The following is a 23,194-nucleotide window of genomic DNA, read 5'->3' as shown; positions in this document are numbered from 1 at the left end:
GACTCGTACGGATCCCACGGCTCCCCTGGAGCTCACGGATCGCATGGATCCCACAGCTCACAGGACTCCTACGGCTCTCACGGCTCCCGCGGCTCCCACGGATCACAGGACTCCTACGGCTCGTCCGCCCAGGACTACCGCCCGCAGTCGATGGAGCGCCCCTCCTACGAGCAGCCGCGCTCCGACTACGACACCGCGCGCCCCGAGTACGACCAGCGCGACGCGGTCCGCCGGGAGCTGCCCGAGCCGCCCGCCGGCTCGGGGCATGTGCATCGTGGCGGCCCCGTCGGCCCGAACCTGCCGACGACCGGTGCGCCCGGCCCGCTGGCCGCGCAGCCCGCGCCGGCGACCGGCCCCGGTGAGCCCACCGCGCGTCTGAACCCCAAGTACCTCTTCGACACGTTCGTCATCGGCGCCTCCAACCGCTTCGCGCACGCGGCCGCGGTCGCTGTCGCCGAGGCGCCGGCCAAGGCGTACAACCCGTTGTTCATCTATGGGGAGTCCGGGCTCGGCAAGACGCACCTGCTGCACGCGATCGGGCACTACGCCCGCAGCCTCTACCCGGGGACCCGGGTGCGGTACGTGAGCTCGGAGGAGTTCACCAACGAGTTCATCAACTCCATCCGCGACGGCAAGGGCGACAGCTTCCGCAAGCGGTACCGCGAGATGGACATCCTGCTCGTCGACGACATCCAGTTCCTGGCGGACAAGGAGTCGACGCAGGAGGAGTTCTTCCACACCTTCAACACGCTCCACAACGCGAACAAGCAGATCGTGCTGTCCAGCGACCGGCCGCCGAAGCAGCTGGTCACGCTGGAGGACCGGCTGCGGAACCGGTTCGAGTGGGGCCTGATCACCGACGTCCAGCCGCCCGAGCTGGAGACGCGTATCGCGATCCTCCGCAAGAAGGCGGTCCAGGAGCAGCTGAACGCGCCGCCGGAGGTGCTGGAGTTCATCGCGTCCCGGATCTCGCGCAACATCCGCGAGCTGGAGGGCGCGCTGATCCGGGTCACGGCGTTCGCCTCGCTCAACCGGCAGCCGGTGGATCTGGGCCTGACGGAGATCGTCCTCAAGGACCTCATCCCCGGCGGCGAGGACTCGGCCCCCGAGATCACGTCGACGGCGATCATGAGCGCGACGGCGGACTACTTCGGGCTGACCGTCGAGGACCTGTGCGGCACCTCCCGGGGCCGCGCGCTGGTCACGGCCCGGCAGATCGCCATGTACCTGTGCCGTGAGCTGACGGACCTGTCGCTGCCGAAGATCGGCGCTCTGTTCGGCGGCCGCGACCACACGACGGTCATGCACGCGGACCGCAAGATCCGCAATCTGATGGCCGAGCGCCGCTCCATCTACAACCAGGTCACCGAGCTGACCAACCGCATCAAGAACGGCTGACGCACCGCGGCAGACCGCCCAGGGCGCTCCCGGAGGAGGTTTCCGGGGGCGCCCTTCGTCATGTCGCGGTCCCCGGCTTCGTCATGTCACGGTCCTCGACTGTTCGATTACCTGCGGGGTTACGGCCACCCTCCACAGATTCAGTGACTTTTTCCCGTCCACATCCTGGGGACCGGGAAGTTGTCCAGACTGTGTCCACAGGGGCCCCTGCTGAGGGGCCATCAGGGCAGGTCACCCGCATGTGGATTCGTGGACGAAGGATCTCCACAGACTGTGGACAGCGAGGGGATCCACAGGCTGTGCATCGAGTTTTCCACCGACAACCCACAGGCTGGGGCCAGTTGTCCCCAGCGATCACCGGCTTCTCCACATCGCTGTCCACTGTTCGGCAACACGACGCGCCTCCTCACTGGGTCGAGTGAAAGGCGTCACACAAAGCTGCCGGGTTGGGCTGTGGGAAACGTGGGTAAAGCTGGGGACGGCGCTGGGGAGAACTCGCCTCTCCCTGTGCACGGTGTGTGCAGAACTTTCTGTTCTCCACAGAGACACCAGGTTGTCCACTGCCGTCACCCACAGGACCGGTGGACAAAATTCCTGCTCTGAGCTGGGAAAACGGGGTTATCCACGGTATCCACAGCCCCTACTACTACTCCCAACTAGAGAGAGCTGGGAATTCGTTTCGAAGCGGGTCCTGTGCACAACTCGCTCTTCGGAGCCCGACCGCCCCTCGTCACGACTTGACCCCGAGAGGCACCTACTGTCAGTGCGGTGCGTCAGACTGGTCCCCGGTGTCCTCCCCGTCCTGGGGACCGTCGACACCGCGACAGACGACGAAGGCCAGGCAGAGCGAGAAGCGCCGGCAACAGCAGGAGGCGGCAACAGTGAAGATCCGGGTGGAACGCGACGTACTCGCGGAGGCAGTGGCCTGGGCAGCGCGCAGCCTCCCGGCCCGTCCGCCGGCCCCTGTCCTCGCCGGCCTGCTGCTGAAGGCCGAGGAAGGCCAGCTCAGCCTCTCCAGCTTCGACTACGAGGTCTCCGCGCGGGTCTCGGTGGAGACGGAGGTCGACGAGGAGGGCACGGTCCTGGTCTCGGGCCGTCTGCTCGCCGACATCTGCCGCGCGCTCCCCAACCGGCCGGTGGAGATCTCCACAGACGGTGTACGGGCGACGGTGGTCTGCGGCTCCTCCCGGTTCACACTCCACACCCTGCCTGTGGAGGAGTACCCGGCCCTGCCGCAGATGCCGAACGCGACGGGCACGGTCCCCGGCGAGGTCTTCGCCTCCGCCGCCGCCCAGGTGGCCATCGCGGCCGGCCGTGACGACACGCTGCCCGTCCTGACGGGTGTGCGCATCGAGATCGAGGGCGACACCGTCACGCTGGCGTCCACCGACCGCTACCGCTTCGCGGTCCGCGAGTTCCTGTGGAAGCCGGAGAACCCGGAGGCCTCCGCGGTCGCCCTGGTGCCCGCCAAGACGCTCCTGGACACCGCCAAGGCCCTGACCAGCGGCGACCAGGTGATCCTGGCGCTGTCCGGCTCGGGCTCGGGCGAGGGCCTGATCGGCTTCGAGGGCGCGGGGCGTCGTACGACGACCCGTCTGCTGGAGGGCGACCTCCCGAAGTACCGCACGCTGTTCCCGACGGAGTTCAACAGCGTCGCCGTCATCGAGACCGCGCCCTTCGTGGAGGCCGTCAAGCGCGTCGCCCTGGTCGCCGAGCGGAACACCCCGGTGCGGCTCAGCTTCGAGCAGGGCGTGCTCATCCTGGAGGCCGGCTCCAGCGACGACGCACAGGCTGTGGAGAGGGTCGACGCGCAGCTCGAGGGCGACGACATCTCGATCGCCTTCAACCCGACGTTCCTGCTCGACGGCCTGAGCGCGATCGACTCCCCGGTCGCCCAGCTGTCCTTCACGACGTCCACGAAGCCCGCGCTGCTCAGCGGCAAGCCGGCGCTGGACGCCGAGGCGGACGACGCCTACAAGTACCTGATCATGCCGGTGCGGCTGAGCGGCTGAGTGTCCCTGCCCCTCGGAAGCCGTCCGTGGTTGTCCACAGGCTGGGGGCAAAGCCGCAGGTGAGGGCCTACGACTGAGCGCGTATGCCCACAGATGTGCGCGAGCGTCCGGGTTTAGGCTCGGACGCGGCACGCGAGTGCCGCAACGCCACGTCGGACACCTGTACACCTAAGGAAAACAACTGATGGAGCTCGGTCTCGTCGGCCTCGGCAAGATGGGCGGCAACATGCGCGAGCGGATCCGCCGCGCAGGCCACACCGTCCTCGGATACGACCGCAACGCGGATCTCGCCGATGTCCACAGCCTGGAGGAGCTTGTGGGCAAGCTCAGCGGCCCGCGCGTGGTCTGGGTCATGGTCCCGGCGGGCGAGGCCACACAGTCCACGATCGACGAGCTCGCCGACCTGCTGGAGCCCGGCGACGTCGTCGTGGACGGCGGCAACTCCCGCTGGACCGACGACGAGAAGCACGCCGAGGAGCTGGCGGCCAAGGGCATCGGCTTCGTCGACTGCGGAGTCTCCGGCGGCGTCTGGGGCCTGGAGAACGGCTACGCGCTGATGTACGGCGGCGACAAGGACAACGTCGCCAAGGTGCGGCCGGTCTTCGACGCCCTCAAGCCGGAGGGCGACTTCGGCGCGGTGCACGCGGGCAAGGTCGGCGCCGGCCACTTCGCGAAGATGGTCCACAACGGCATCGAGTACGCGATGATGCAGGCCTACGCCGAGGGCTGGGAGCTCCTGGAGAAGGTCGACTCCGTGACCGACGTCCGGGACGTCTTCCGCTCCTGGCAGGAGGGCACGGTCATCCGCTCCTGGCTGCTGGACCTCGCGGTCAACGCGCTCGACGAGGACGAGCACCTGGACGGGCTCCGGGGTTATGCACAGGACTCCGGCGAGGGACGCTGGACTGTGGAGGCCGCGATCGACCACGCGGTGCCGCTGCCGGCGATCACCGCGTCGCTGTTCGCGCGGTTCGCCTCCCGCCAGGAGGACTCGCCCCAGATGAAGATGATCGCGGCGCTGCGGAACCAGTTCGGCGGCCACGCGGTCGAGAAGAAGTAGCACGCGACCGAGAGCACGTAAGTCAACACCCGAGCGCCTGGGAGGTCGGCGAAACGACCATGCACGTCACGCATCTGTCGCTGGCCGACTTCCGCTCCTATCCCCGGGTCGAGGTCCCGCTCGACCCGGGGGTGACGGCCTTCGTCGGGCCGAACGGGCAGGGCAAGACCAACCTCGTCGAGGCCGTCGGCTATCTCGCCACCCTCGGCAGCCACCGGGTCTCCTCCGACGCCCCCCTGGTCCGCATGGGCGCCGAGCGCGCGATCATCCGGGCCCAGGTCCGGCAGGGCGAGCGGCAGCAGCTGGTCGAGCTGGAGCTGAACCCGGGGCGTGCCAACCGCGCCCGTATCAACAGGTCCTCGCAGGTCAAGCCGCGTGACGTGCTGGGGATCGTACGGACCGTCCTCTTCGCGCCCGAGGATCTCGCCCTGGTCAAGGGCGACCCCGGGGAGCGGCGCCGCTTCCTCGACGAGCTGATCACCGCACGCTCCCCGCGCATGGCCGGGGTGCGCTCCGACTACGACCGGGTCCTCAAGCAGCGCAACACCCTGCTGAAGTCGGCCGCGCTGGCCCGTCGCCACGGCGGCCGCAAAATGGACATGTCAACGCTGGACATCTGGGACCAGCACCTCGCGCGCGCGGGCGCCGAGCTGCTCGCCCAGCGGCTGGATCTGATCGCCGCCGTCCAGCCGCTCGCCGACAAGGCCTATGAGCAGCTCGCCCCCGGCGGCGGTCCCGTCGCCCTGGAGTACAAGCCGTCCGCGCCGGGCGAGGCGCACACCCGCGAGGGCCTCTTCGAACAGCTGATGGCCGCGCTCGCCGAGGCCCGCAAGCAGGAGATCGAACGCGGCGTCACCCTGGTCGGCCCGCACCGGGACGACCTCCAGCTCAAGCTCGGCCAGCTCCCCGCCAAGGGCTACGCCTCGCACGGCGAGTCCTGGTCCTACGCGCTGGCCCTGCGCCTGGCCTCGTACGACCTGCTGCGCGCCGAGGGCAATGAGCCGGTGCTGGTGCTCGACGACGTCTTCGCCGAGCTGGACACCCGCCGCCGTGAGCGCCTCGCCGAGCTGGTCGCGCCCGGCGAGCAGGTCCTGGTGACGGCCGCCGTCGACGACGACGTACCGCATGTGCTGTCCGGGACGCGGTTCGCCGTGTCCGAGGGGGCGGTGGAGCGCGTATGAGCGCACAGGAGCCGCAGAACACCCCCGAGCCCTCCGGCGTCGACCTCGCGCGCGTGGCGCTCCGCGCGGCGAAGGAGGCCGCACGCGCGCGTGGGGACGCGGCGCAGCAGAAGAAGCAGGCGCGCCGCGGCGGGCTGCGCTCCGGCGCGCGTGCCGACGGCCGCGATCCGATGGCGCTCGGCTCGGCGATCAACCGGCTGATCACCGAGCGCGGCTGGGAGGCCCCGGCCGCGGTGGGCGGGGTGATGGGCCGCTGGCCGCAGATCGTCGGCGAGGACGTGGCCAACCACTGCGTGCCCGAGAAGTACGACGAGGACGAGCGCGTCCTGGTCGTGCGCTGCGACTCGACGGCCTGGGCGACGAACCTGCGGCTGCTCGCCCCGACCCTGGTCGCCCGTCTCAACGAGGACCTTGGGCACGGCACCGTGCGGCAGATCAAGGTCCTGGGCCCCAGCGCCCCCACCCGCCGCTACGGCCCCCTGCGCGCCCCGGGCAGCAGTGGACCGGGCGATACCTACAGGTGACTTACGTCACGTCTCATCGGGCCGGCGCGGCCCTGGCACAGCCGTTCCGAGCACCCTTTTCCGCCACCGCACACGGTTGCGAACGGCGACCTGACTCCGAAGTAGCCAAGGGTTGACGGCCGAAAGCGCTGAGTGCCTCCGTGAGCCTCTTGGAGCCCCCATCCGCATATCGGGAGTCGGGGAAGACCCGTCGAGGGCGGCACATGCGGACTCAGGTACCGGCAAACCCCCATCAGTGTCAGTGCTACCGGTAGACTGGAAGCAATCCCGCCCCACTCGCTGGGGACCGTCCGGGAAAAGCTGAGCAACGCTGATCAAGGCTTACCAACGCAACATGCCGCAGCCGCTCCGGCAACCCGCCGACGAGCCCGGCTCGTGCTGTGCCAGAAAGGGCGCTTCGTGGCCGATTCCGGCAACCCCAACGAGAACATCCCGTCCACCGACGAAGGCGTGAACAGCGAGGCGATCACCTCGGGCGGCGAGGTCACCGCCTCGTACGACGCCAGTGCCATCACCGTCCTCGAGGGTCTGGACGCGGTCCGCAAGCGGCCCGGCATGTACATCGGCTCGACCGGTGAGCGCGGTCTGCACCACCTGGTGCAGGAGGTCGTCGACAACTCCGTCGACGAGGCGCTGGCCGGGCACGCGGACACGATCGACGTCACGATCCTCGCCGACGGCGGTGTGCGGGTCGTCGACAACGGCCGAGGCATCCCGGTGGGCATCGTGCCGACCGAGGGCAAGCCGGCCGTCGAGGTCGTGCTGACCGTGCTGCACGCGGGCGGCAAGTTCGGCGGCGGCGGCTACGCGGTCTCCGGTGGTCTGCACGGCGTCGGCGTCTCCGTGGTGAACGCCCTGTCGACCAAGGTCGCCGTCGAGGTCAAGACCGACGGCTACCGCTGGACGCAGGACTACAAGCTGGGCGTCCCGACGGCCCCGCTCGCCCAGCACGAGGCCACCGAGGAGCACGGCACCACGGTCACCTTCTGGGCCGACCCGGACATCTTCGAGACCACGAACTACTCCTTCGAGACGCTGTCGCGGCGCTTCCAGGAGATGGCGTTCCTCAACAAGGGTCTGCGCATCAACCTCGCCGACGAGCGCGAGTCGGCGAAGGCCACGGCCGGTGCGGACGAGGCCGGTGAGGACGAGAAGCACGAGGTCAAGGCCGTCTCGTACCACTACGAGGGCGGCATCGTCGACTTCGTGACGTACCTCAACTCCCGCAAGGGAGACGTGGTGCACCCCACCGTGATCGACCTGGAGGCCGAGGACAAGGACAAGCACCTGTCCCTCGAGGTCGCCATGCAGTGGAACGGCGGCTACACCGAGGGTGTGTACTCCTTCGCCAACATCATCCACACGCACGAGGGCGGTACGCACGAAGAGGGCTTCCGGTCCGCGCTGACCTCGCTGATCAACAAGTACGCGCGCGACAAGCGGCTGCTGCGCGAGAAGGACGACAACCTCACCGGTGACGACATCCGCGAGGGCCTGACCGCGATCATCTCGGTCAAGCTGAGCGAGCCGCAGTTCGAGGGCCAGACGAAGACCAAGCTGGGCAACACCGAGGTCAAGACCTTCGTCCAGCGCGTCGTCTACGAGCACCTGGCCGACTGGCTGGACCGCAACCCCAACGAGGCCGCGGACATCATCCGCAAGGGCATCCAGGCGGCCACCGCGCGCGTGGCGGCCCGCAAGGCGCGCGACCTGACGCGCCGCAAGGGCCTGCTGGAGACGGCCTCCCTCCCGGGCAAGCTGAGCGACTGCCAGTCGAACGACCCCACCAAGTGCGAGATCTTCATCGTCGAGGGTGACTCCGCCGGCGGCTCGGCCAAGTCCGGCCGCAACCCCGAGTACCAGGCGATCCTCCCGATCCGAGGCAAGATCCTCAACGTCGAGAAGGCGCGGATCGACAAGATCCTGCAGAACCAGGAGATCCAGGCGCTGATCTCCGCCTTCGGCACCGGGGTCCACGAGGACTTCGACATCGAGAAGCTCCGCTATCACAAGATCATCCTGATGGCGGACGCCGACGTCGACGGCCAGCACATCAACACCCTGCTGCTGACCTTCCTGTTCCGCTTCATGCGGCCGCTGGTCGAGGCCGGGCACGTGTACCTCTCCCGTCCGCCGCTCTACAAGATCAAGTGGGGCAAGGACGACTTCGAGTACGCGTACTCCGACCGCGAGCGCGACGCCCTCATCGAGATGGGCCGCAACGCCGGCAAGCGCATCAAGGACGACTCGGTGCAGCGCTTCAAGGGTCTCGGTGAGATGAACGCCGAGGAGCTGCGCATCACGACCATGGACCAGGAGCACCGCGTCCTCGGCCAGGTCACCCTCGACGACGCCGCCCAGGCCGACGACCTGTTCTCGGTCCTCATGGGCGAGGACGTCGAGGCCCGCCGCGCGTTCATCCAGCGCAACGCCAAGGACGTCCGCTTCCTCGACATCTGAGTCGGTCTCAGCTGACCGCACCAGGAAGGACCTTCACCAGCAATGACCGACGAGAACACTCCCGTGACGACGCCCGAGGGCGACGCACTGGCCATGCGCGTCGAGCCCGTCGGGCTCGAGACGGAGATGCAGCGCTCCTACCTCGACTACGCGATGTCCGTCATCGTCTCGCGTGCGCTGCCGGACGTCCGCGACGGCCTCAAGCCCGTCCACCGCCGTGTGCTGTACGCCATGTACGACGGCGGCTACCGCCCCGAGCGCGGCTTCTACAAGTGCGCCCGTGTCGTCGGCGACGTCATGGGCAACTACCACCCGCACGGCGACTCCTCCATCTACGACGCGCTCGTGCGCCTCGCCCAGCCCTGGTCGATGCGCATGCCGCTCGTCGACTCCAACGGCAACTTCGGCTCTCCGGGCAACGACCCGGCGGCGGCCATGCGCTACACCGAGTGCAAGATGGCGCCGCTGTCGATGGAGATGGTCCGTGACATCGACGAGGAGACCGTCGACTTCACGGACAACTACGACGGCCGCTCCCAGGAGCCGACCGTCCTGCCGGCCCGCTTCCCGAACCTGCTGATCAACGGCTCGGCCGGTATCGCGGTCGGCATGGCGACCAACATCCCGCCGCACAACCTGCGCGAGGTCGCCGCCGGCGCCCAGTGGTACCTGGAGAACCCCGAGGCCTCGCACGAGGACCTCCTGGACGCGCTGATCGAGCGCATCAAGGGCCCCGACTTCCCGACCGGCGCGCTCGTCGTCGGCCGCAAGGGCATCGAGGAGGCGTACCGCACCGGCCGCGGCTCCATCACCATGCGCGCGGTCATCGAGGTCGAGGAGATCCAGAACCGCCAGTGCCTGGTGGTGACGGAGCTGCCGTACCAGGTGAACCCGGACAACCTCGCGCAGAAGATCGCCGACCTGGTGAAGGACGGCAAGATCGGCGGCATCGCCGACGTCCGCGACGAGACGTCCTCGCGCACGGGCCAGCGCCTGGTCATCGTGCTGAAGCGGGACGCGGTCGCCAAGGTCGTCCTGAACAACCTGTACAAGCACACCGACCTGCAGACGAACTTCGGCGCCAACATGCTGGCGCTGGTCGACGGCGTGCCGCGCACGCTCTCGCTCGACGCGTTCATCCGCCACTGGGTGACGCACCAGATCGAGGTCATCGTCCGCCGTACGCGCTTCCGGCTGCGCAAGGCCGAGGAGCGGGCGCACATCCTGCGCGGTCTGCTGAAGGCCCTGGACGCCATCGACGAGGTCATCGCGCTGATCCGGCGCAGCGACACCGTCGAGATCGCGCGCCACGGCCTAATGGACCTCCTGGAGATCGACGAGATCCAGGCCAACGCCATCCTCGAGATGCAGCTGCGCCGGCTCGCCGCCCTGGAGCGCCAGAAGATCGTCCAGGAGCACGACGAGCTCCAGGCGAAGATCAACGAGTACAACGAGATCCTCGCCAGCCCGGTCCGTCAGCGCCAGATCGTCAGCGAGGAGCTGGCCGCGATCGTCGACAAGTACGGCGACGACCGCAAGACGAAGCTGATCCCGTACGAGGGCGACATGTCCATCGAGGACCTGATCGCCGAGGAGGACATCGTCGTCACGGTCACCCGGGGCGGCTACATCAAGCGCACCAAGACCGACGACTACCGGGCCCAGAAGCGCGGCGGCAAGGGCGTGCGCGGCACGAAGCTCAAGGAAGACGACATCGTCGACCACTTCTTCGTCTCCACCACGCACCACTGGCTGCTGTTCTTCACCAACAAGGGCCGTGTCTATCGCGTCAAGGGCTACGAGCTGCCCGACGCCGGCCGGGACGCGCGCGGTCAGCACGTCGCGAACCTGCTCGCCTTCCAGCCGGACGAGGCGATCGCCGAGATCCTGGCGATCCGCAATTACGAGGCGGTTCCCTACCTCGTCCTCGCCACCAAGGCCGGACTGGTGAAGAAGACGCCTCTGAAGGATTACGATTCGCCCCGTTCCGGCGGTGTGATCGCCATCAACCTCCGTGAGCAGGAGGACGGTTCGGACGATGAACTGATCGGAGCCGAGCTGGTCTCGTCCGACGACGATCTGCTTCTGATCAGCAAGAAGGCCCAATCGATCAGGTTCACCGCGTCGGACGAAACACTGCGACCCATGGGCCGTGCCACCTCGGGTGTCAAGGGCATGAGCTTCCGCGAGAGCGACGAGCTGCTCTCGATGAATGTTGTTCGACCCGGTACGTTCGTGTTCACTGCCACAGACGGCGGGTACGCGAAGCGGACCAACGTCGACGAGTACCGCGTCCAGGGTCGCGGCGGCCTCGGTATCAAGGCCGCCAAGATCGTCGAGGACCGGGGCTCCCTCGTCGGCGCGCTGGTGGTCGAGGAGACCGACGAGATCCTCGCCATCACGCTGTCGGGCGGTGTGATTCGTACGCGAGTCAACGAGATCAGGGAAACCGGCCGTGACACCATGGGCGTCCAACTGATCAATCTGGGCAAGCGCGATGCCGTGGTCGGCATCGCTCGCAACGCCGAGGCGGGACGCGAGGCGGAAGAGGTCGACGGCGACATCGTCGTCGACGAGACCGCCGAAGGCGCCGCGGCCACCGGCACGGACGAGGGTGAGGCGCCCTCGTCTGAGTAGCACGAGGAGTGAGTCAGCGTGAGCGGAGCCACGGGCGCCGGACCGAGCGGTACCTCGACGGGTACGGACACGGACGACGGCGGTCGTGGCTCCGCCGCACGTGCGGCGGACCCGCACACGACCAACCTGAAGGCGGTCAAGCCGGCCGACAAGGACGACTCGCCCTCGACTGACAAGCAGGGATCCCAGGGGGGAACCGTGACCGACACCCGAGGTCCGGGGACCCAGCAGCACAGCGCCGGCGCGGGCCCGGCCGCGTCCGGCGCCCAGCCGCAACCGCAGGCGCAGCCGCAGCCGCAGCCCAAGGGGGCCGAGACGGCTTCTCCGCTGCCCGGGGAACGGCAGGCACAGCAGCAGGCCGGGCCGTACCACCCGCCGCAGGCCTATCCGGCGCAGCAGGCGGCGGCCGGTGGCGGCGCGGGTGCGGGGGCTTCCGCCGGTGCCGCACGGCGCCCCCGTCCGGGAACGCGCACGGTGCCCCGCGTCCGCAAGGCGCGGCTGCGGGTGTCCAAGGCCGACCCCTGGTCGGTGATGAAGGTCAGCTTCCTGCTCTCCATCGCGCTCGGCATCTGCACGATCGTCGCGGCCGCCGTGCTGTGGATGGTCATGGACGCGATGGGCGTCTTCTCCACGGTCGGCGGCACGATCTCCGAGGCGACCGGCTCGAACGAGTCCAACGGCTTCGACCTGCAGGCCTTCCTGTCGCTGCCCAACGTCCTGATGTTCACCTCGGTCATCGCGGTCATCGACGTCGTCCTGGCGACGGCCCTCGCGACCCTCGGCGCGTTCATCTACAACCTGTCCGCGGGCTTCGTCGGCGGGGTGGAGCTGACGCTCGCCGAGGACGAGTGACACGACCCTTTTGACCTGGATTGAGGCAGTCCCGACAACCGATTTTGGGACTGCCCATGTCGTGCGCTAATCTTCAGGAGTCAGCGCGCGGGACACACCCCCGCACAGCGCGGCGGGGCTATAGCTCAGTTGGTTAGAGCGCATCCCTGATAAGGATGAGGCCACAGGTTCAAATCCTGTTAGCCCCACCAGCGAAAAGACCCCCAGCCGGTACCGGCTGGGGGTTTTGACGTTCATGGCTGACATCAGCCGGTCGAAGTATGGAGATCGCAGAAAGCCGTACGCCTCCCGTGCGCGGGGCGCGGCTGAGTTCGTGGAGCTGCCGACCGGCCTGACTCCGACCCCACCGGGCCTTTGCGCATGGTCTCTACGCGCACTGCTTCTCGACCTCGAGTCCGGTCATACACGGCATCACGCTGAAGCCCGAGCACGAACCCTTACGCGTTCCATGGGATAGGGCGTGCGGGGCATGAAGAAGCCCGGCGGCTCTGTCGAGCTGCCGGGCCTGTACGCAGGGTCGCCGTTCGGATGGGATCGGGCGGGGGGTTCAGCGCTGCAGGGGAGTCAGGTAGTCCGCCATGGGGTCCGAGTCCGCGTCGGTGTCCGCGAGTGGGCGGTGGCGGCAGCGGGGGGTCTTGCCGTGGGCCTCGGCCCGGATGCGCTGTTTCATCGTGGGGGGCAGGGCTTTCGCCAGGGACACGGGAGATGTCGCCGATGCCGTTCGCTGGTGCGGGATGCGGTCGCTGCCGCTGTTGCGCTCCGGCTCCGCCTGCGGTACTGCCGCGCTGGCGGTCGTGGCGGCGTTCGTGGTGACGAATCCGAGCTTCGTGCACAGCGCCAGGAAGGCGGTGACGATGGCGGTCCACAGTTTCATAACCTTGTTCCGGGCCATGGCCCCTCACTTTCGGGTCGGGCGATTTGCGTACTTTCCTCATGATGTGTATGGGGGGCGAGAAGTGGTGGACCGACGCCCGTGGCGCGGCGATGTTCCGATGAACACCACTCGGATGGACGCAAGAGGGGTGAAAATGTGAGGAGAGAGGAGAAGGAGGCCCAAAGTAACCGTCCGTCGGGGTGTGATCACCCTCCGATCGGAGCGGTGGACTCCGCTTCTATCCCGGTTCCGGGGAAGGGAGTTGAGGTCCGACTCAGGTCACCGATCGGTCTCGGTCGGTGTGTATAGTCGGGCGCCAGAGGTCCCCTACGTCAACGAAAGACGAGGTCGCGCGGTGAAGAAGCTTCTCCTGGTCGCACTGGCCGCTATCGGCGGGCTCCTCGTGTACCGCCAGATCCAGGCGGATCGCGCCGAGCAGGACCTGTGGACGGAGGCGACTGACTCCGTGCCCACGGGTTCGTGAGTCACGACATCCCAAAGCGAGCACACCCCGGCCGCCTCGCGGTCGGGGTTTTGTGTGTCCTGGGGCCGGCCGTACGGGCAGGATGGGCCACGGCTCACGGAATTTCGTCGTTGAGGGGTGGCGCGTGAGGGGACGGGGTCGTACGGCGTGGGGGCGTGCGGGCGCGTGGCAGGGGCGTCCGTCGGTGGCTGTGCGCCTGGGGCTCGTGGGGGTGGTGCTGGGCGCTACGGCTGCCGTGGCGCCGGGCCAGGCCGCTCTGGCCGCTGCCGGGGCCTCCGGGGTCTCCGGGACCTCTGGGGCGTTAGGGGCTGCCTCCGGAGCTGCCGGGACGCCGAGCCCGTACGCCTTCGCCGACGGTGCCCGGAGCGTCGAGGGAGCGAGGAGCACCGCGGACGCCGAGTTGCTGAAGCCCGGCACCGCCTACAAGAGCTCGCTCCCGAGCAGCGGCAAGGTCAGCTACAGCATCGAACTCGACGCCGCGTCGGACGCGTATGTGTCCGTCACCGCCGCCCCCTCCCCCGACAGCACCGTCTCCGTCATCGACGGGCTGAGGGTGTCCGTGCAGGACGCCGAGGGCAATTCCTGCTCCGTCGACACCGAGAGCTTCGGCGCCGCCCGTAGTCCGCACCCCATCGCGGCCTGGGGCATGCGCGAGATCTCGCCCACCAAGGCCCTGTGCCGGAAGGCCGGCACCTATTACGTGTCCGTCGAGCGGGCCGACCCGAAGGGCGAGGGCTCCTCACCGGACGCTTGGGACCTGGAACTTCTCGCCATGACGGAGCCGCGGACGGCGAAGACCGGGCCGACCGGCGCGCCCGAGGTGTGGAACTCCGCCACGCCCCAGCCGCTCCAGGGGAAGGCCGAGCGCCGCCGGGGCGGTGCGGGATTCGCCGGGGCGACCCCCCTCGACCAGGGCGTATGGCGGGACTACCTCCGGCCCGGCCAGACGGTCTTCTACGAGGTGCCGGTCGACTGGGGCCGGCAGCTCCACGCCACCGCCGAGCTGGGCAGCACGGACTCCGGCGGCACCGGCTACACGACCGGCGCCCTTGACCTGGTCCTCTACAACCCCGCCCGCGGTCATGTCGCCGATGTGAGCGTCGGCTACGACGGCGACCAGAATTCCGGCAGCCTGCCTCCCCTGCCGCCGGTCGACCACGCCAACCGCAATGCCCCCGTCGAACAGGTCGGCGCCGTGCGCTTCGCCGGTTCCTACTACCTCGTCGCGCATCTCGCCAAGAGCGTCGCCGACAGCTTCGGGGACGGGCCGTTCGCGATGACGCTGCGCGTCCGGGTGAGCGGAGCGGCGAAGAGCGGGCCCGAGTACGTGGGGGAGTCCGAGCCCGCGGGCGTCTTCGAGGTCTCGGACCAGGAGCGTGAGGCGGCGGCGGAAGGCGTGGCCGGGGGTGGCGACACCACGATGCGGGCGGTCGCCGTGGGCGGCATCGGCACCGGGAGCGCGCTGCTGGTGGGGCTCGGGGTGTGGACCGTGATGGCCCGTCGGCGGGGTCCTGCCCAGTAGCGCCGGTTCCTCGCAGGGGCTCATACCCGTGCGGGCTCAGATGCGGGTCAGGGCCCAGAAGCCGACGGCGTAGCAGGCCAGGGCGAGGAGCAGGAGCGGGACCGCCACCTTGGCCGGAGGGCCGGGGCGGCGGCGCGGCCGTTCCGCGCGATGCCGTGAAGCGGGCCGGGCGGGCTGCGCGAGCGGAGGGGCCTGTGGCGCTTGTGGGGCCTGGTGTGGGTTCTGGGCGGTGTACGAGGCCGTTGAGGTGCCGGTGGCGTAATGCGCTGCGGGGGGCAGGGGCTGACCGGGGTGGCCCTCGTGGCCGGCGTACGCCGGTGGGAGCGGCTGGTAGGTGTGCGGCCGGTGGGCGGTGTCGTAGGGCGGGCCGTCGGGCGCGGGGGAGTACGTGCCGGTGGCCTGCGGAGGCGGCAGATGGAAGCTGCCGGTGTCCGACATGGAGGCCGGCTGAGCAGGCGTCGACGGGGTGGCTGAAGGGTCGGTCTCCTGGCGCGGGTCGGGCGGTACGGCCTCGGGGGACGGCCAGGCGTTGCTGTGGTCGCCCGACGGTGCCTCGTCCGTTCCCGGGCCGGACGGCTCTTCCCTGCGGTCCTGCCGCCCCAGCCCCCGCGCTCTCTCCAGCGGGCCCTCGGGGGCGAACCCAGAGGGCAGCGGGCCGAGTTGGTCGAAGATCTCGATCAGCTCGTCGTCCGGGCCGGGCTCCGGGAGGAGTTCCGCGGCGGCGGCGAGCGCCTTGCGCGCCCCCGTGGCCGTACGGAACCGTGCCTGCGGGTCCGGCTGCAGCAGCGTGGCCACCACCTGCCACAGCGGTTCCGGAATGCCCTTGGGCGCACCGGGCGTCCCGTGCTCGGCGAAGTACTGGATGAGCGCCTTGCTGTCCGGCTTGGCCCCCTCCAGCAGATACAGCGCGACCAGTCCTACGGCGAACAGGTCGGCGGGGAAGTCGGGTTCGGCGCCCATCAGCTGCTCGGGCGCGAGATAGCCGGGCGTTCCCACGACGAGGTTGGTCTCCGTCAGGCGGGGCTCGCCCAGCCGCATCGCGATGCCGAAGTCGGACAGCCGCAGTCGCGGCCGGCCCGTACCGGTGGCCTCCAGCAGCACGTTGGCGGGTTTGACGTCACGGTGGACGACGTCCTCAGCGTGCACCGCGGCCAGCCCCGCCAGCAGCTGGTCGAGCAGGGTGCAGACGAAGGCCGGTGGCAGAGGGCCGTAGTCCCCGACGAGGTGGGCCAGGGAGCCGCCGGCCACCAGGTCCATGGTGAACAGGACCTTGTCGTCGTCCGCGGCCCAGCTGGAGGGGGCGAGCACATGGGGGTGGTCGATCCGCAGGGCCTGTTCGCGCACGAAGCGCAGCAGCGAGTGCGCGTCGCTCTGGAGCAGGACCTTGGCGGCAACATAGCGGCGGCGGCGGTGGTCCCAGGCGCGCCAGACGGCACCGACCCCTCCGCGCCCGATCGGGTCGACCAGTTCGTACCGGCCGGCGAAGACCTCACCCATGGCTGTACGTCGCTCCTCCCCCTGCGGCTACCCCCCTTGCTTCCCCCTCGCCGGGTGCTGCGACTCCCCGACGAGCGAGACGAATCCCTCGATGAGTCGTACGACCCCGACGATCGGGACAAATCCCCGATGAGCGATACGACTCCCCCGTCGCATCCCACCTTCGCGGCCCCCGCCGCATCCCCCGTCGCGGCCCCCGCCGTGCCCCCGTTGCGCGGGAGAACCCGCTCGCGCCGGCCGGTCCCCCGTGCGTGACACGACCCCTCGTGTCCGCCCGTGCCGTGCGCTGTCCCCCGTGACGCCGGTCAGCGTCCGTCCCCCGTCAGATCACTCTGTCCGGCCGCCGAACCCCCTTCGGCTGCCGGGCGGTGCGATCAGCTCTGGTGGGACTGGTAGTGCGCCACCGCGTCCGAGGTACGGCCGGCGCCGTACACCCGCAGGAACTCTGCCAGTTCCGGGTGGGTCGGGGCGAGGGTCTGAGCGGCGTCGATGATGTCCCCCGCCGCCGCGACCGAGCGCAGCAGCGACTGGATCTCCCGGACCACGCGCTTGACCGTGGGCGCTCCCGAACTGGTCGTCGTCTGTGTGGTGTTGCTCAACACCGAACCCCCCTGTGACTTCTTGATCTCCTCCATGCGCTCAGTGGCCTCGGCCGCGCTCACGCTGCCGTCCGCGACCTGCCCGGCCAGGTCCTGCAGCAACTGCACGCGCTGCACGACGGCCGGGTTGCCGATCTTCGCCCGCTGCCCGCTCATCAGCTGTGACAGCATCGGCGCGGACAGTCCCAGAACCCCCGCGAGACGAGCCTGGTTGAGACCAAGATCGTCGATGAGCCTACGGAAGAGCGCCCCCAACGGCTCCCCGTACCAGTTCCGCTGCAGTTCCCGCGCTCTTGCGGTGGCTTCCTGCTGTGCGGCGTCCATTGCGTCTCCCCATCGCTTCCCCATGTACGGCGGTTCGCGGTAGCGAACCACGCCGAGCATCTTACGGAGAGTGGTCGGCGACGGGGACCCCCAATCCTTTTGCGGAATCACGGGGGTGACCCGGTACTCTGGTCTCCGACGCCCGCCGGGACATGCTTCGTCCGGGCGGATGTCCCCTTCCGGGGCCTTAGCTCAGTTGGTAGAGCGCTGTCTTTGCATGGCAGATGTCAGGGGTTCGACTCCCCTAGGCTCCACTTGATCGGACCCCTCTGATCTGCGGAAACGCGGTCGGAGGGGTCCTTTTGCATGCCGGTCGGGCAGCGGGTCAGGCGGTGCTCACGGGCTCGGCCTCGTTCACGTCGTACGTGCCCAGGTGGCGGTTGAGGACGACCCAGGCGATGGAGGTCGCGAGGCCGCAGGACGCGATGACCAGGGCGGTGGTGGGGCTGAGGAACTGGGAGACGGTGCCGCCGACGATCGCGCCGACGGGCTCGAAGCCCAGCGTCGTGAAGCGCATCGCGGAGGTGACCTGGCCGATCATGTGCGTCGGCGTCACCATCTGCTTGATCGTCTCGCTCATGACCAGGTTCACGACGATGGCGAAGCTCCACAGGAACATCCCCGCGGCCACGGCGAGGAACCGCAGGAGGGAGGAGTCCAGCAGTCCGGAGCCGGGGACGAGGAAGGCGCCGACGGTGGGCACGACCAGGGACAGCACGTAGAGCAGCCGGGTCCGCACCCTGCTCATGAACGCGGAGGCGGCTGTCGCGGACAGCACGCCGCCGAGCCCGCCGGCCGCGCTCGCGAGGCCCACGAGGAGCGGGCTGAAGCCCAACTCCTTGACCACGTAGAAGGTGTAGACGGCGAAGAACATCGCGGTGAAGAAGTTGAAGTGGGCCGCGGAGACGATCACCGGTCGCAGGATGGGGTGGGAGAAGGCCCAGGTGAAGCCGGTCAGGGCGCCCTTGACCGTCTCCTGCTCCGGCTGCTCCGACTGTTCGGACTGCTCCGGCTGCTCGGACTCCTGCTCCGTGGTCTCCGCGCCCTTCTTCGGACCGTCTCCGGACCCCAGCAGCAGCACTGTGCTCGCGACATAGCTGCAGACGTCGGCGACCAGGGCCATGGGCGCGCCCAGCGCCTGGACCAGGAGACCTCCCAGGCCCGGTCCCGCGACCTCGCTGACCGCGGTGCTGCCCTCCATATACGAGTTGATCTTGGGGAGTTGACGGCGGTCGAAGGTCAGCACCATGTGCGAGGACAGCGCGGAGTCGTACAGCAGGGTGAGGGCGCCGACCAGGAAGACGGTCGTGAAGAGCAGGGGGATGCTCAGCAGGTCCAGGGCGTAGGCCACCGGGATCATGCCGATCAGCAGCAGGCGCGCGATGTTCGCCGTCACCATGACCGACCTGCGCGGATAGCGGTCGGCGGTCATGCCCACCCACAGCCCGAGGAGCAGCACGGCCAGCGACTCGGCACTGCCGAGCAGACCCATCTCGAACGCGGAGGCGTCGAGGGTTTCCAGGGCGAGCAGCGGGATGATGACCACGCTGGCCTGGGTACCGAACAGGGACACCGTCTGGGCGGTCCACAGGTTTCTGAAACTGCGGTCTTTGAGCACGTCGGACTCCTGGCGGCACGCCGCTAGATCTGATGAGAACGGTGGCGGACGTCACCGCACGGCCCCGCCGGTGGCGGCCGGAGCCGTGCGGGGATCAACAACCGGCCGCCAAAGGCTCGTTGGGGCGGGCCGTCGTCCGTGAGCGGCCGCTACTTGGCCGTGCCGAAGTGTACGGCGATGGAGTAGCGCACCCAGGACTGCGAGCGGATCGCGCACACGCTGTGGTGGTAGCCGGGGTTGATCCGCAGAAGCGCCACGCGGCCCTGCTCGGGCTGCGTGGCCAGGGCCGCGCCGCTGGGCGCCTCCACCACGAGTTCACCGCCGTCGCCCGCGGCCCAGCCGGGGGAGAGGAAGAAGACGAGGCCGAAGCGCCGGTCGTCGAAGGTGTCGGAGTGGCGGCGCAGATAGTGGCCGGCCTCGTACTTGGCGATGTCGGCCGAGCGGAAGGACACCCGCTCGCCGAAGGCCTCCGAGAACGCGTCGGCCACATCGGTGCTCTTGAGCGCGGAGATGAAGGCGCGGATGCCGAGGGCGTCCCGGGGGATGTCGCGCAGACAGCCGCTGCGCGAGAAGCGCCGCTCCGGGGGAGCCTCGGTGAACTCGTCCTCGCCGCACGGCTTCACGTTGTCGTCGGGGGTGAGCAGCCAGTGCTCCGTGGCCCAGGTCGGCAGCGCGGCCAGTTCGGAGACGAGGGGGTGTGTCATGTCCGGGGGCATCAGAGGCAGGCTGGTGGCCGGGGCGTCGCTTCCGGGCCGCAGCAGGCCGAGTGCTTCCCGTGCGGGGGCCGCGGTGAGCAAGTCGATCGTCTTGCCGTGAAAGGCGATCGCGGCGTCCCTGCTCATGTGGTCCATGACGGAAGCGGTCTGCGCCGAGTCCTGCATTGTGCCTCTCCTTCGGTCGGTAGGGGCCACGCCAAGGGGTCAGCGGGCCCTGGTCACCCGGTTCTCGTCCCACACCGGTTCCTGCGTCTGCGCCACCTCGCCGTCGGAGCGGAAGAGGAGGTAGCGGTTGAAGGAGCTCGCGAGCCAGCGGTCGTGGGTGACCACGACGACCGTGCCGTTGAACTCCTCGATGGCCTGCTGCAGCGCCTCGGCCGAGACCAGGTCGAGGTTGTCCGTCGGTTCGTCGAGCAGGAGCAGCGTCGCGCCGCCGAGCTCCAGGAGCAGGATCTGGAAGCGGGCCTGCTGTCCTCCGGAGAGCGTCTCGAAGCGCTGGTCCGCGGCGGCCGCCAGTTCGTACCGGGAGAGCATGCCCGCGGCGGCCCCGCGGTCCAGGCCCTCGCGGATGCCCTCGCCGCGGCCCATGATCTCCACGAGGGTCCTGCCCACCCACTCGGGGTGTTGGTGGGTCTGGGTGAAGAAGCCGGGTACGACCCGGGCGCCCAGCCGCCAGGAGCCGGAGTGGTCCACGTCGAGGCCGGCCAGCAGCTTCAGCAGGTGGCTCTTGCCGGAGCCGTTCGACCCCAGCACCGCGACCCGGTCTCCCAGGTAGATCTCCAGGTCGAACGGTTTCATGAGCCCGGTCAGTTCCAGCCGCTCACAGGTGATGACGCGGGTTCCGGTACGGCCGCCCGTCAGCCGGGGGACCACGCGCTGCTCGCGGGGCAGCTCGGGCGGGCGGCCGGCCTCCTCGTACTTGCGCAGCCGGGTCTGGGCGGCGCGGTAGCGGGGTGCCATGGCGGCGCTGATCTTGGCCTGTTCGCCGAGGGTGTGCACCAGGTCCTTGAGCCGCTCGTGCTCCTCGTCCCACCTTCGGTGCAGCTCGGCCAGGCGTTCGCGCCGTGCCTGGCGGGCTTCCTTCCAGCCGGTGAAGGAGCCGCCGTGCACCCAGGTGCTGCGGCCTTCGAGGGCGACGACCTTCGTGGCGACGTTGCCCAGCAGGGCCCGGTCGTGGCTGACCAGCAGCACGGCTTTGTCGGTGGTGCGCAGCTGCTCCTCCAGCCAGCGCTTGCCCGGGACGTCCAGGTAGTTGTCCGGCTCGTCGAGGATGAGCACCTGCTCGCGCCCGCGCAGCAGCGCCTCCAGGACGAGGCGCTTCTGCTCGCCGCCGGAGAGGGTGTTGACGTCGCGGAAGCGGGCGCGGTCGAAGGGCATGCCGAGCGCCGCGGTGGTCACCACGTCCCACAGCACTTCGATCTCGTAGCCGCCGGCCTCGCCCCAGGTGCTCAGCGCCTCGGCGTACCGCATCTGCGTGGCCTCGTCGTCGCGTTCCATCAGCTCGAGTTCGAGGGCGTCGATGTCCGCCGCGGCCGCGGCGATGCGCTCGGGGGCGGCGGCCAGCAGCAGATCGCGCACGGTCGACTCGTCGCGCACCGAACCGATGAACTGCGGCATCATCGCCAGGCCGCCCTGCACATGGACGGTGCCCGCACGCGGCTTGAGGCGCTTGCCCGCGACGTTGACCAGGGTGCTCTTCCCCGCGCCGTTGTGGCCGATCAGCGCCGCGACCTCCCCTGCCCCCACGGAGAAGCTGACGTCTTCGAACAGTGTTCGCCCGTCGGCGAGATTGCAGCGGACACTGTTGAATTCAAGGAATCCCATGATTCTGAGCTTCGTTCTCTCGCTTTGGAAGATGCGCGGCGTGCGGTGCGGAATTTAATGCTCCGGTTTTAGGTGGTCCGCCCAAGGGGTCCACTACCCCGCACCGGTGGCTCTTCAATCCCCCTGTTGCGCGGCGTCAAAGGCGTTCACGCGTTTCACGGATCCTGCCTGGCCAGCACCTCGAACACAAGGGGAAGAAATGTCCGTGTTGCTAACGTTGAGCATGCTTTGCGGTGAAAAATAAATCCGGCTGAGAGATGCTTGACAAGCGGCTGTCGGAATGGTGAAGCTTCCTGACGTCAGAGCAATTCAGTTCCGCTGCACATGAGGAGCGACAGTGAACGAGAACGTTGCTGAGTCCGCAATTCAGGTTGCCTCGCAGGAGCAGGATGACATCTTCTTCATCGAGGAGATGGACGTGGCCGACGCCGCTCAGGTGATGGTCCACCGCTGTTGACAGTGTGAGCGGGGGTGCGGCTTCGGTAAAACGGAGCCGCACCCCCGCTCCGTGCATCCCTGAGTGGTATCCGCTTTCTGCCCCGAGGATGTGTTCGCGCGCTATGCGTGTATGGCTGAACCCGGCCTGGCAACTGGAATCGGCCGACGGCACGGTGACGTTCCAGGGTGAGAAGAAGAAATACGTTCTCGATGACAGCAAGGGCACGGTCAGCCGGCTGCTGGAAACCCTTGAGGGCGGCTGTGAGAACGAGGCACTCGAAGCGCTGACGCGCGGCGATTCCGCATGCGCGGGCCTTGTCGAAGCCCTGCGGAAACGCGGCCTTCTCATCGAGTCGCCCTCGGGCCCCGCGGGCGACGACAGCGTCCATGCCCGGCAGTGGGGGCATCTGGCCCTGCACACCTACCGCCCTGACGAGGCACAACGCCGTCTCTGTGGCGCCAAGGTCATGGTCATGGGCGTCGGCGGCACCGGCAGCGTGATCCTCCAGCACCTCATCGGAGCCGGCGTCGGACGCTTCGTCCTCGTCGACGCCGACAAGGTGCAGCTGAACAATCTGAACCGGCAGTTCACCTTCCCCAGGGCGGCCGTGGGCGAACCCAAACTGGAGGCGGCCCGCGGCTATATCCATGAACGGGTGCCGGACGCCGACGTCTCGCTCGTCGACCGGTTCGTCCGATCACCCGAGGAAATCGGCGAAGTCCTGGAAGCACACGCGGACGTGGATGTCATCGCCGTCTGCATCGACCAGCCGATCGGCAGTATCTCCGATGCGGTGGCCGAATCCGCCTGGGCTCGGAATACGCCGTCGATATTCGGCGGTGTGGGCATGCAGCGGGGCTTCTACGGTCCGCTCTTCGCCCCTGGCCGATCAACGGTCACCCCCGGGCAGCTCGCCTTTCCGGTACGCGCCGACATCGCGCCGGAGAATGACGCCGGGAATCTTCGGAGCACGCGCTATTCCTTCGGCCCCAACAACACCATCATCGGTGCCTGGATGGCCGCCGCGATCATTCATCACCTCGCGGGCATCACCGAACTCGTCGAATACGACGTGCGGAAAATCATTGACTTCGAAACCGGTCATATCATCGCCCAGGCTCAATAAGCGGTCGCTCGGCATGCCGTGGTCAAGGATTTGAGCGGCTGTACCTC

16 protein-coding genes, 2 tRNA genes and 1 pseudogene are annotated in these 23,194 nt (G+C 68.8%); 13 read left to right on the top strand and 6 right to left on the bottom strand.

Going from position 1 to position 23,194, the window contains the following annotated elements:
• Positions 1 to 54: 54 nt before the first annotated feature.
• The 9 genes and pseudogenes from dnaA to KJK29_RS18675 form a co-directional block, all read left to right on the top strand.
• Positions 55 to 1,398: pseudogene (gene dnaA / locus KJK29_RS39390) on the top strand (chromosomal replication initiator protein DnaA); the annotation flags it as partial.
• A gap of 881 nt (positions 1,399 to 2,279) precedes the next feature.
• Positions 2,280 to 3,410 (top strand): DNA polymerase III subunit beta, encoded by a 1,131-nt coding sequence (gene dnaN, locus KJK29_RS18710; protein WP_215120303.1) that lies wholly within the window; start codon positions 2,280 to 2,282, stop codon positions 3,408 to 3,410.
• A 184-nt stretch (positions 3,411 to 3,594) separates the two neighbouring features.
• Positions 3,595 to 4,470 carry a phosphogluconate dehydrogenase (NAD(+)-dependent, decarboxylating) gene (gnd, locus tag KJK29_RS18705; protein WP_215120302.1) on the top strand — a complete coding sequence of 292 codons (876 nt, stop codon included), beginning with the start codon at positions 3,595 to 3,597 and terminating at the stop codon, positions 4,468 to 4,470.
• Between the two features lie 59 nt (positions 4,471 to 4,529).
• On the top strand, positions 4,530 to 5,651 hold the full coding sequence (recF, locus tag KJK29_RS18700; RefSeq protein ID WP_215120301.1) for a DNA replication/repair protein RecF: 1,122 nt from the start codon (positions 4,530 to 4,532) through the stop codon (positions 5,649 to 5,651).
• Positions 5,648 to 6,175, top strand: a complete 528-nt coding sequence (locus tag KJK29_RS18695) for a DUF721 domain-containing protein (protein WP_215120300.1) — start codon at positions 5,648 to 5,650, stop codon at positions 6,173 to 6,175. Before recF ends, KJK29_RS18695 begins: the two co-directional genes overlap by 4 nt.
• Before the next feature lie 399 nt (positions 6,176 to 6,574).
• Positions 6,575 to 8,635, top strand: a complete 2,061-nt coding sequence (gene gyrB / locus KJK29_RS18690) for a DNA topoisomerase (ATP-hydrolyzing) subunit B (protein WP_215120299.1) — start codon at positions 6,575 to 6,577, stop codon at positions 8,633 to 8,635.
• 42 nt (positions 8,636 to 8,677) lie between these two features.
• Positions 8,678 to 11,272 carry a DNA gyrase subunit A gene (gyrA, locus tag KJK29_RS18685; protein WP_215120298.1) on the top strand — a complete coding sequence of 865 codons (2,595 nt, stop codon included), beginning with the start codon at positions 8,678 to 8,680 and terminating at the stop codon, positions 11,270 to 11,272.
• A gap of 18 nt (positions 11,273 to 11,290) precedes the next feature.
• Positions 11,291 to 12,124, top strand: coding sequence for a DUF3566 domain-containing protein (locus KJK29_RS18680; RefSeq protein WP_215120297.1), 834 nt, complete (start codon positions 11,291 to 11,293; stop codon positions 12,122 to 12,124).
• Between the two features lie 114 nt (positions 12,125 to 12,238).
• Positions 12,239 to 12,315: transfer RNA gene (locus KJK29_RS18675), tRNA-Ile, on the top strand.
• Positions 12,316 to 12,671: 356 nt separating this feature from the next.
• Here KJK29_RS18675 and KJK29_RS18670 read toward each other — a convergent pair.
• The gene (locus KJK29_RS18670; protein ID WP_321170426.1) at positions 12,672 to 12,998 is read right to left on the bottom strand and encodes a DUF6344 domain-containing protein; all 327 of its coding nucleotides are present in this window, start codon (positions 12,996 to 12,998) and stop codon (positions 12,672 to 12,674) included.
• A gap of 355 nt (positions 12,999 to 13,353) precedes the next feature.
• On the opposite strand from KJK29_RS18670, the gene KJK29_RS18665 reads away from it, so the two are divergent.
• Positions 13,354 to 13,482, top strand: coding sequence for a DLW-39 family protein (locus KJK29_RS18665; RefSeq protein WP_003999697.1), 129 nt, complete (start codon positions 13,354 to 13,356; stop codon positions 13,480 to 13,482).
• Between the two features lie 184 nt (positions 13,483 to 13,666).
• Positions 13,667 to 15,004, top strand: coding sequence for a hypothetical protein (locus KJK29_RS18660; protein ID WP_251057857.1), 1,338 nt, complete (start codon positions 13,667 to 13,669; stop codon positions 15,002 to 15,004).
• 36 nt (positions 15,005 to 15,040) lie between these two features.
• On the opposite strand, the gene KJK29_RS18655 is transcribed toward KJK29_RS18660, so the two are convergent.
• Together KJK29_RS18655 and KJK29_RS18650 are read right to left on the bottom strand one after the other, a co-directional pair.
• Positions 15,041 to 16,501, bottom strand: a complete 1,461-nt coding sequence (locus tag KJK29_RS18655) for a serine/threonine-protein kinase (protein WP_215120294.1) — start codon at positions 16,499 to 16,501, stop codon at positions 15,041 to 15,043.
• Between the two features lie 374 nt (positions 16,502 to 16,875).
• Positions 16,876 to 17,424 carry a helix-turn-helix domain-containing protein gene (locus KJK29_RS18650; RefSeq protein ID WP_215120293.1) on the bottom strand — a complete coding sequence of 183 codons (549 nt, stop codon included), beginning with the start codon at positions 17,422 to 17,424 and terminating at the stop codon, positions 16,876 to 16,878.
• Between the two features lie 181 nt (positions 17,425 to 17,605).
• Here KJK29_RS18650 and KJK29_RS18645 point away from each other — a divergent pair.
• A tRNA-Ala gene (locus KJK29_RS18645) sits at positions 17,606 to 17,678 on the top strand.
• A 71-nt stretch (positions 17,679 to 17,749) separates the two neighbouring features.
• On the opposite strand, the gene KJK29_RS18640 is transcribed toward KJK29_RS18645, so the two are convergent.
• The 3 genes from KJK29_RS18640 to KJK29_RS18630 form a co-directional block, all read right to left on the bottom strand.
• Positions 17,750 to 19,042, bottom strand: a complete 1,293-nt coding sequence (locus KJK29_RS18640; protein ID WP_215120292.1) for an MFS transporter — start codon at positions 19,040 to 19,042, stop codon at positions 17,750 to 17,752.
• A gap of 149 nt (positions 19,043 to 19,191) precedes the next feature.
• Positions 19,192 to 19,923, bottom strand: coding sequence for a 2OG-Fe(II) oxygenase (locus KJK29_RS18635; RefSeq protein WP_215120291.1), 732 nt, complete (start codon positions 19,921 to 19,923; stop codon positions 19,192 to 19,194).
• Positions 19,924 to 19,962: 39 nt separating this feature from the next.
• The gene (locus KJK29_RS18630; protein WP_215120290.1) at positions 19,963 to 21,582 is read right to left on the bottom strand and encodes an ABC-F family ATP-binding cassette domain-containing protein; all 1,620 of its coding nucleotides are present in this window, start codon (positions 21,580 to 21,582) and stop codon (positions 19,963 to 19,965) included.
• 560 nt (positions 21,583 to 22,142) lie between these two features.
• On the opposite strand from KJK29_RS18630, the gene KJK29_RS18625 reads away from it, so the two are divergent.
• Positions 22,143 to 23,147, top strand: coding sequence for a ThiF family adenylyltransferase (locus tag KJK29_RS18625; protein WP_215120289.1), 1,005 nt, complete (start codon positions 22,143 to 22,145; stop codon positions 23,145 to 23,147).
• Positions 23,148 to 23,194: the final 47 nt, after the last annotated feature.

The organism is Streptomyces koelreuteriae (genome assembly GCF_018604545.1).
Taxonomy (GTDB): Bacteria; Actinomycetota; Actinomycetes; order Streptomycetales; family Streptomycetaceae; genus Streptomyces; species Streptomyces koelreuteriae.
The sequence above is the reverse complement of the archived record's forward strand: the minus strand, read 5'-3'. Positions and strand labels throughout refer to the sequence as shown.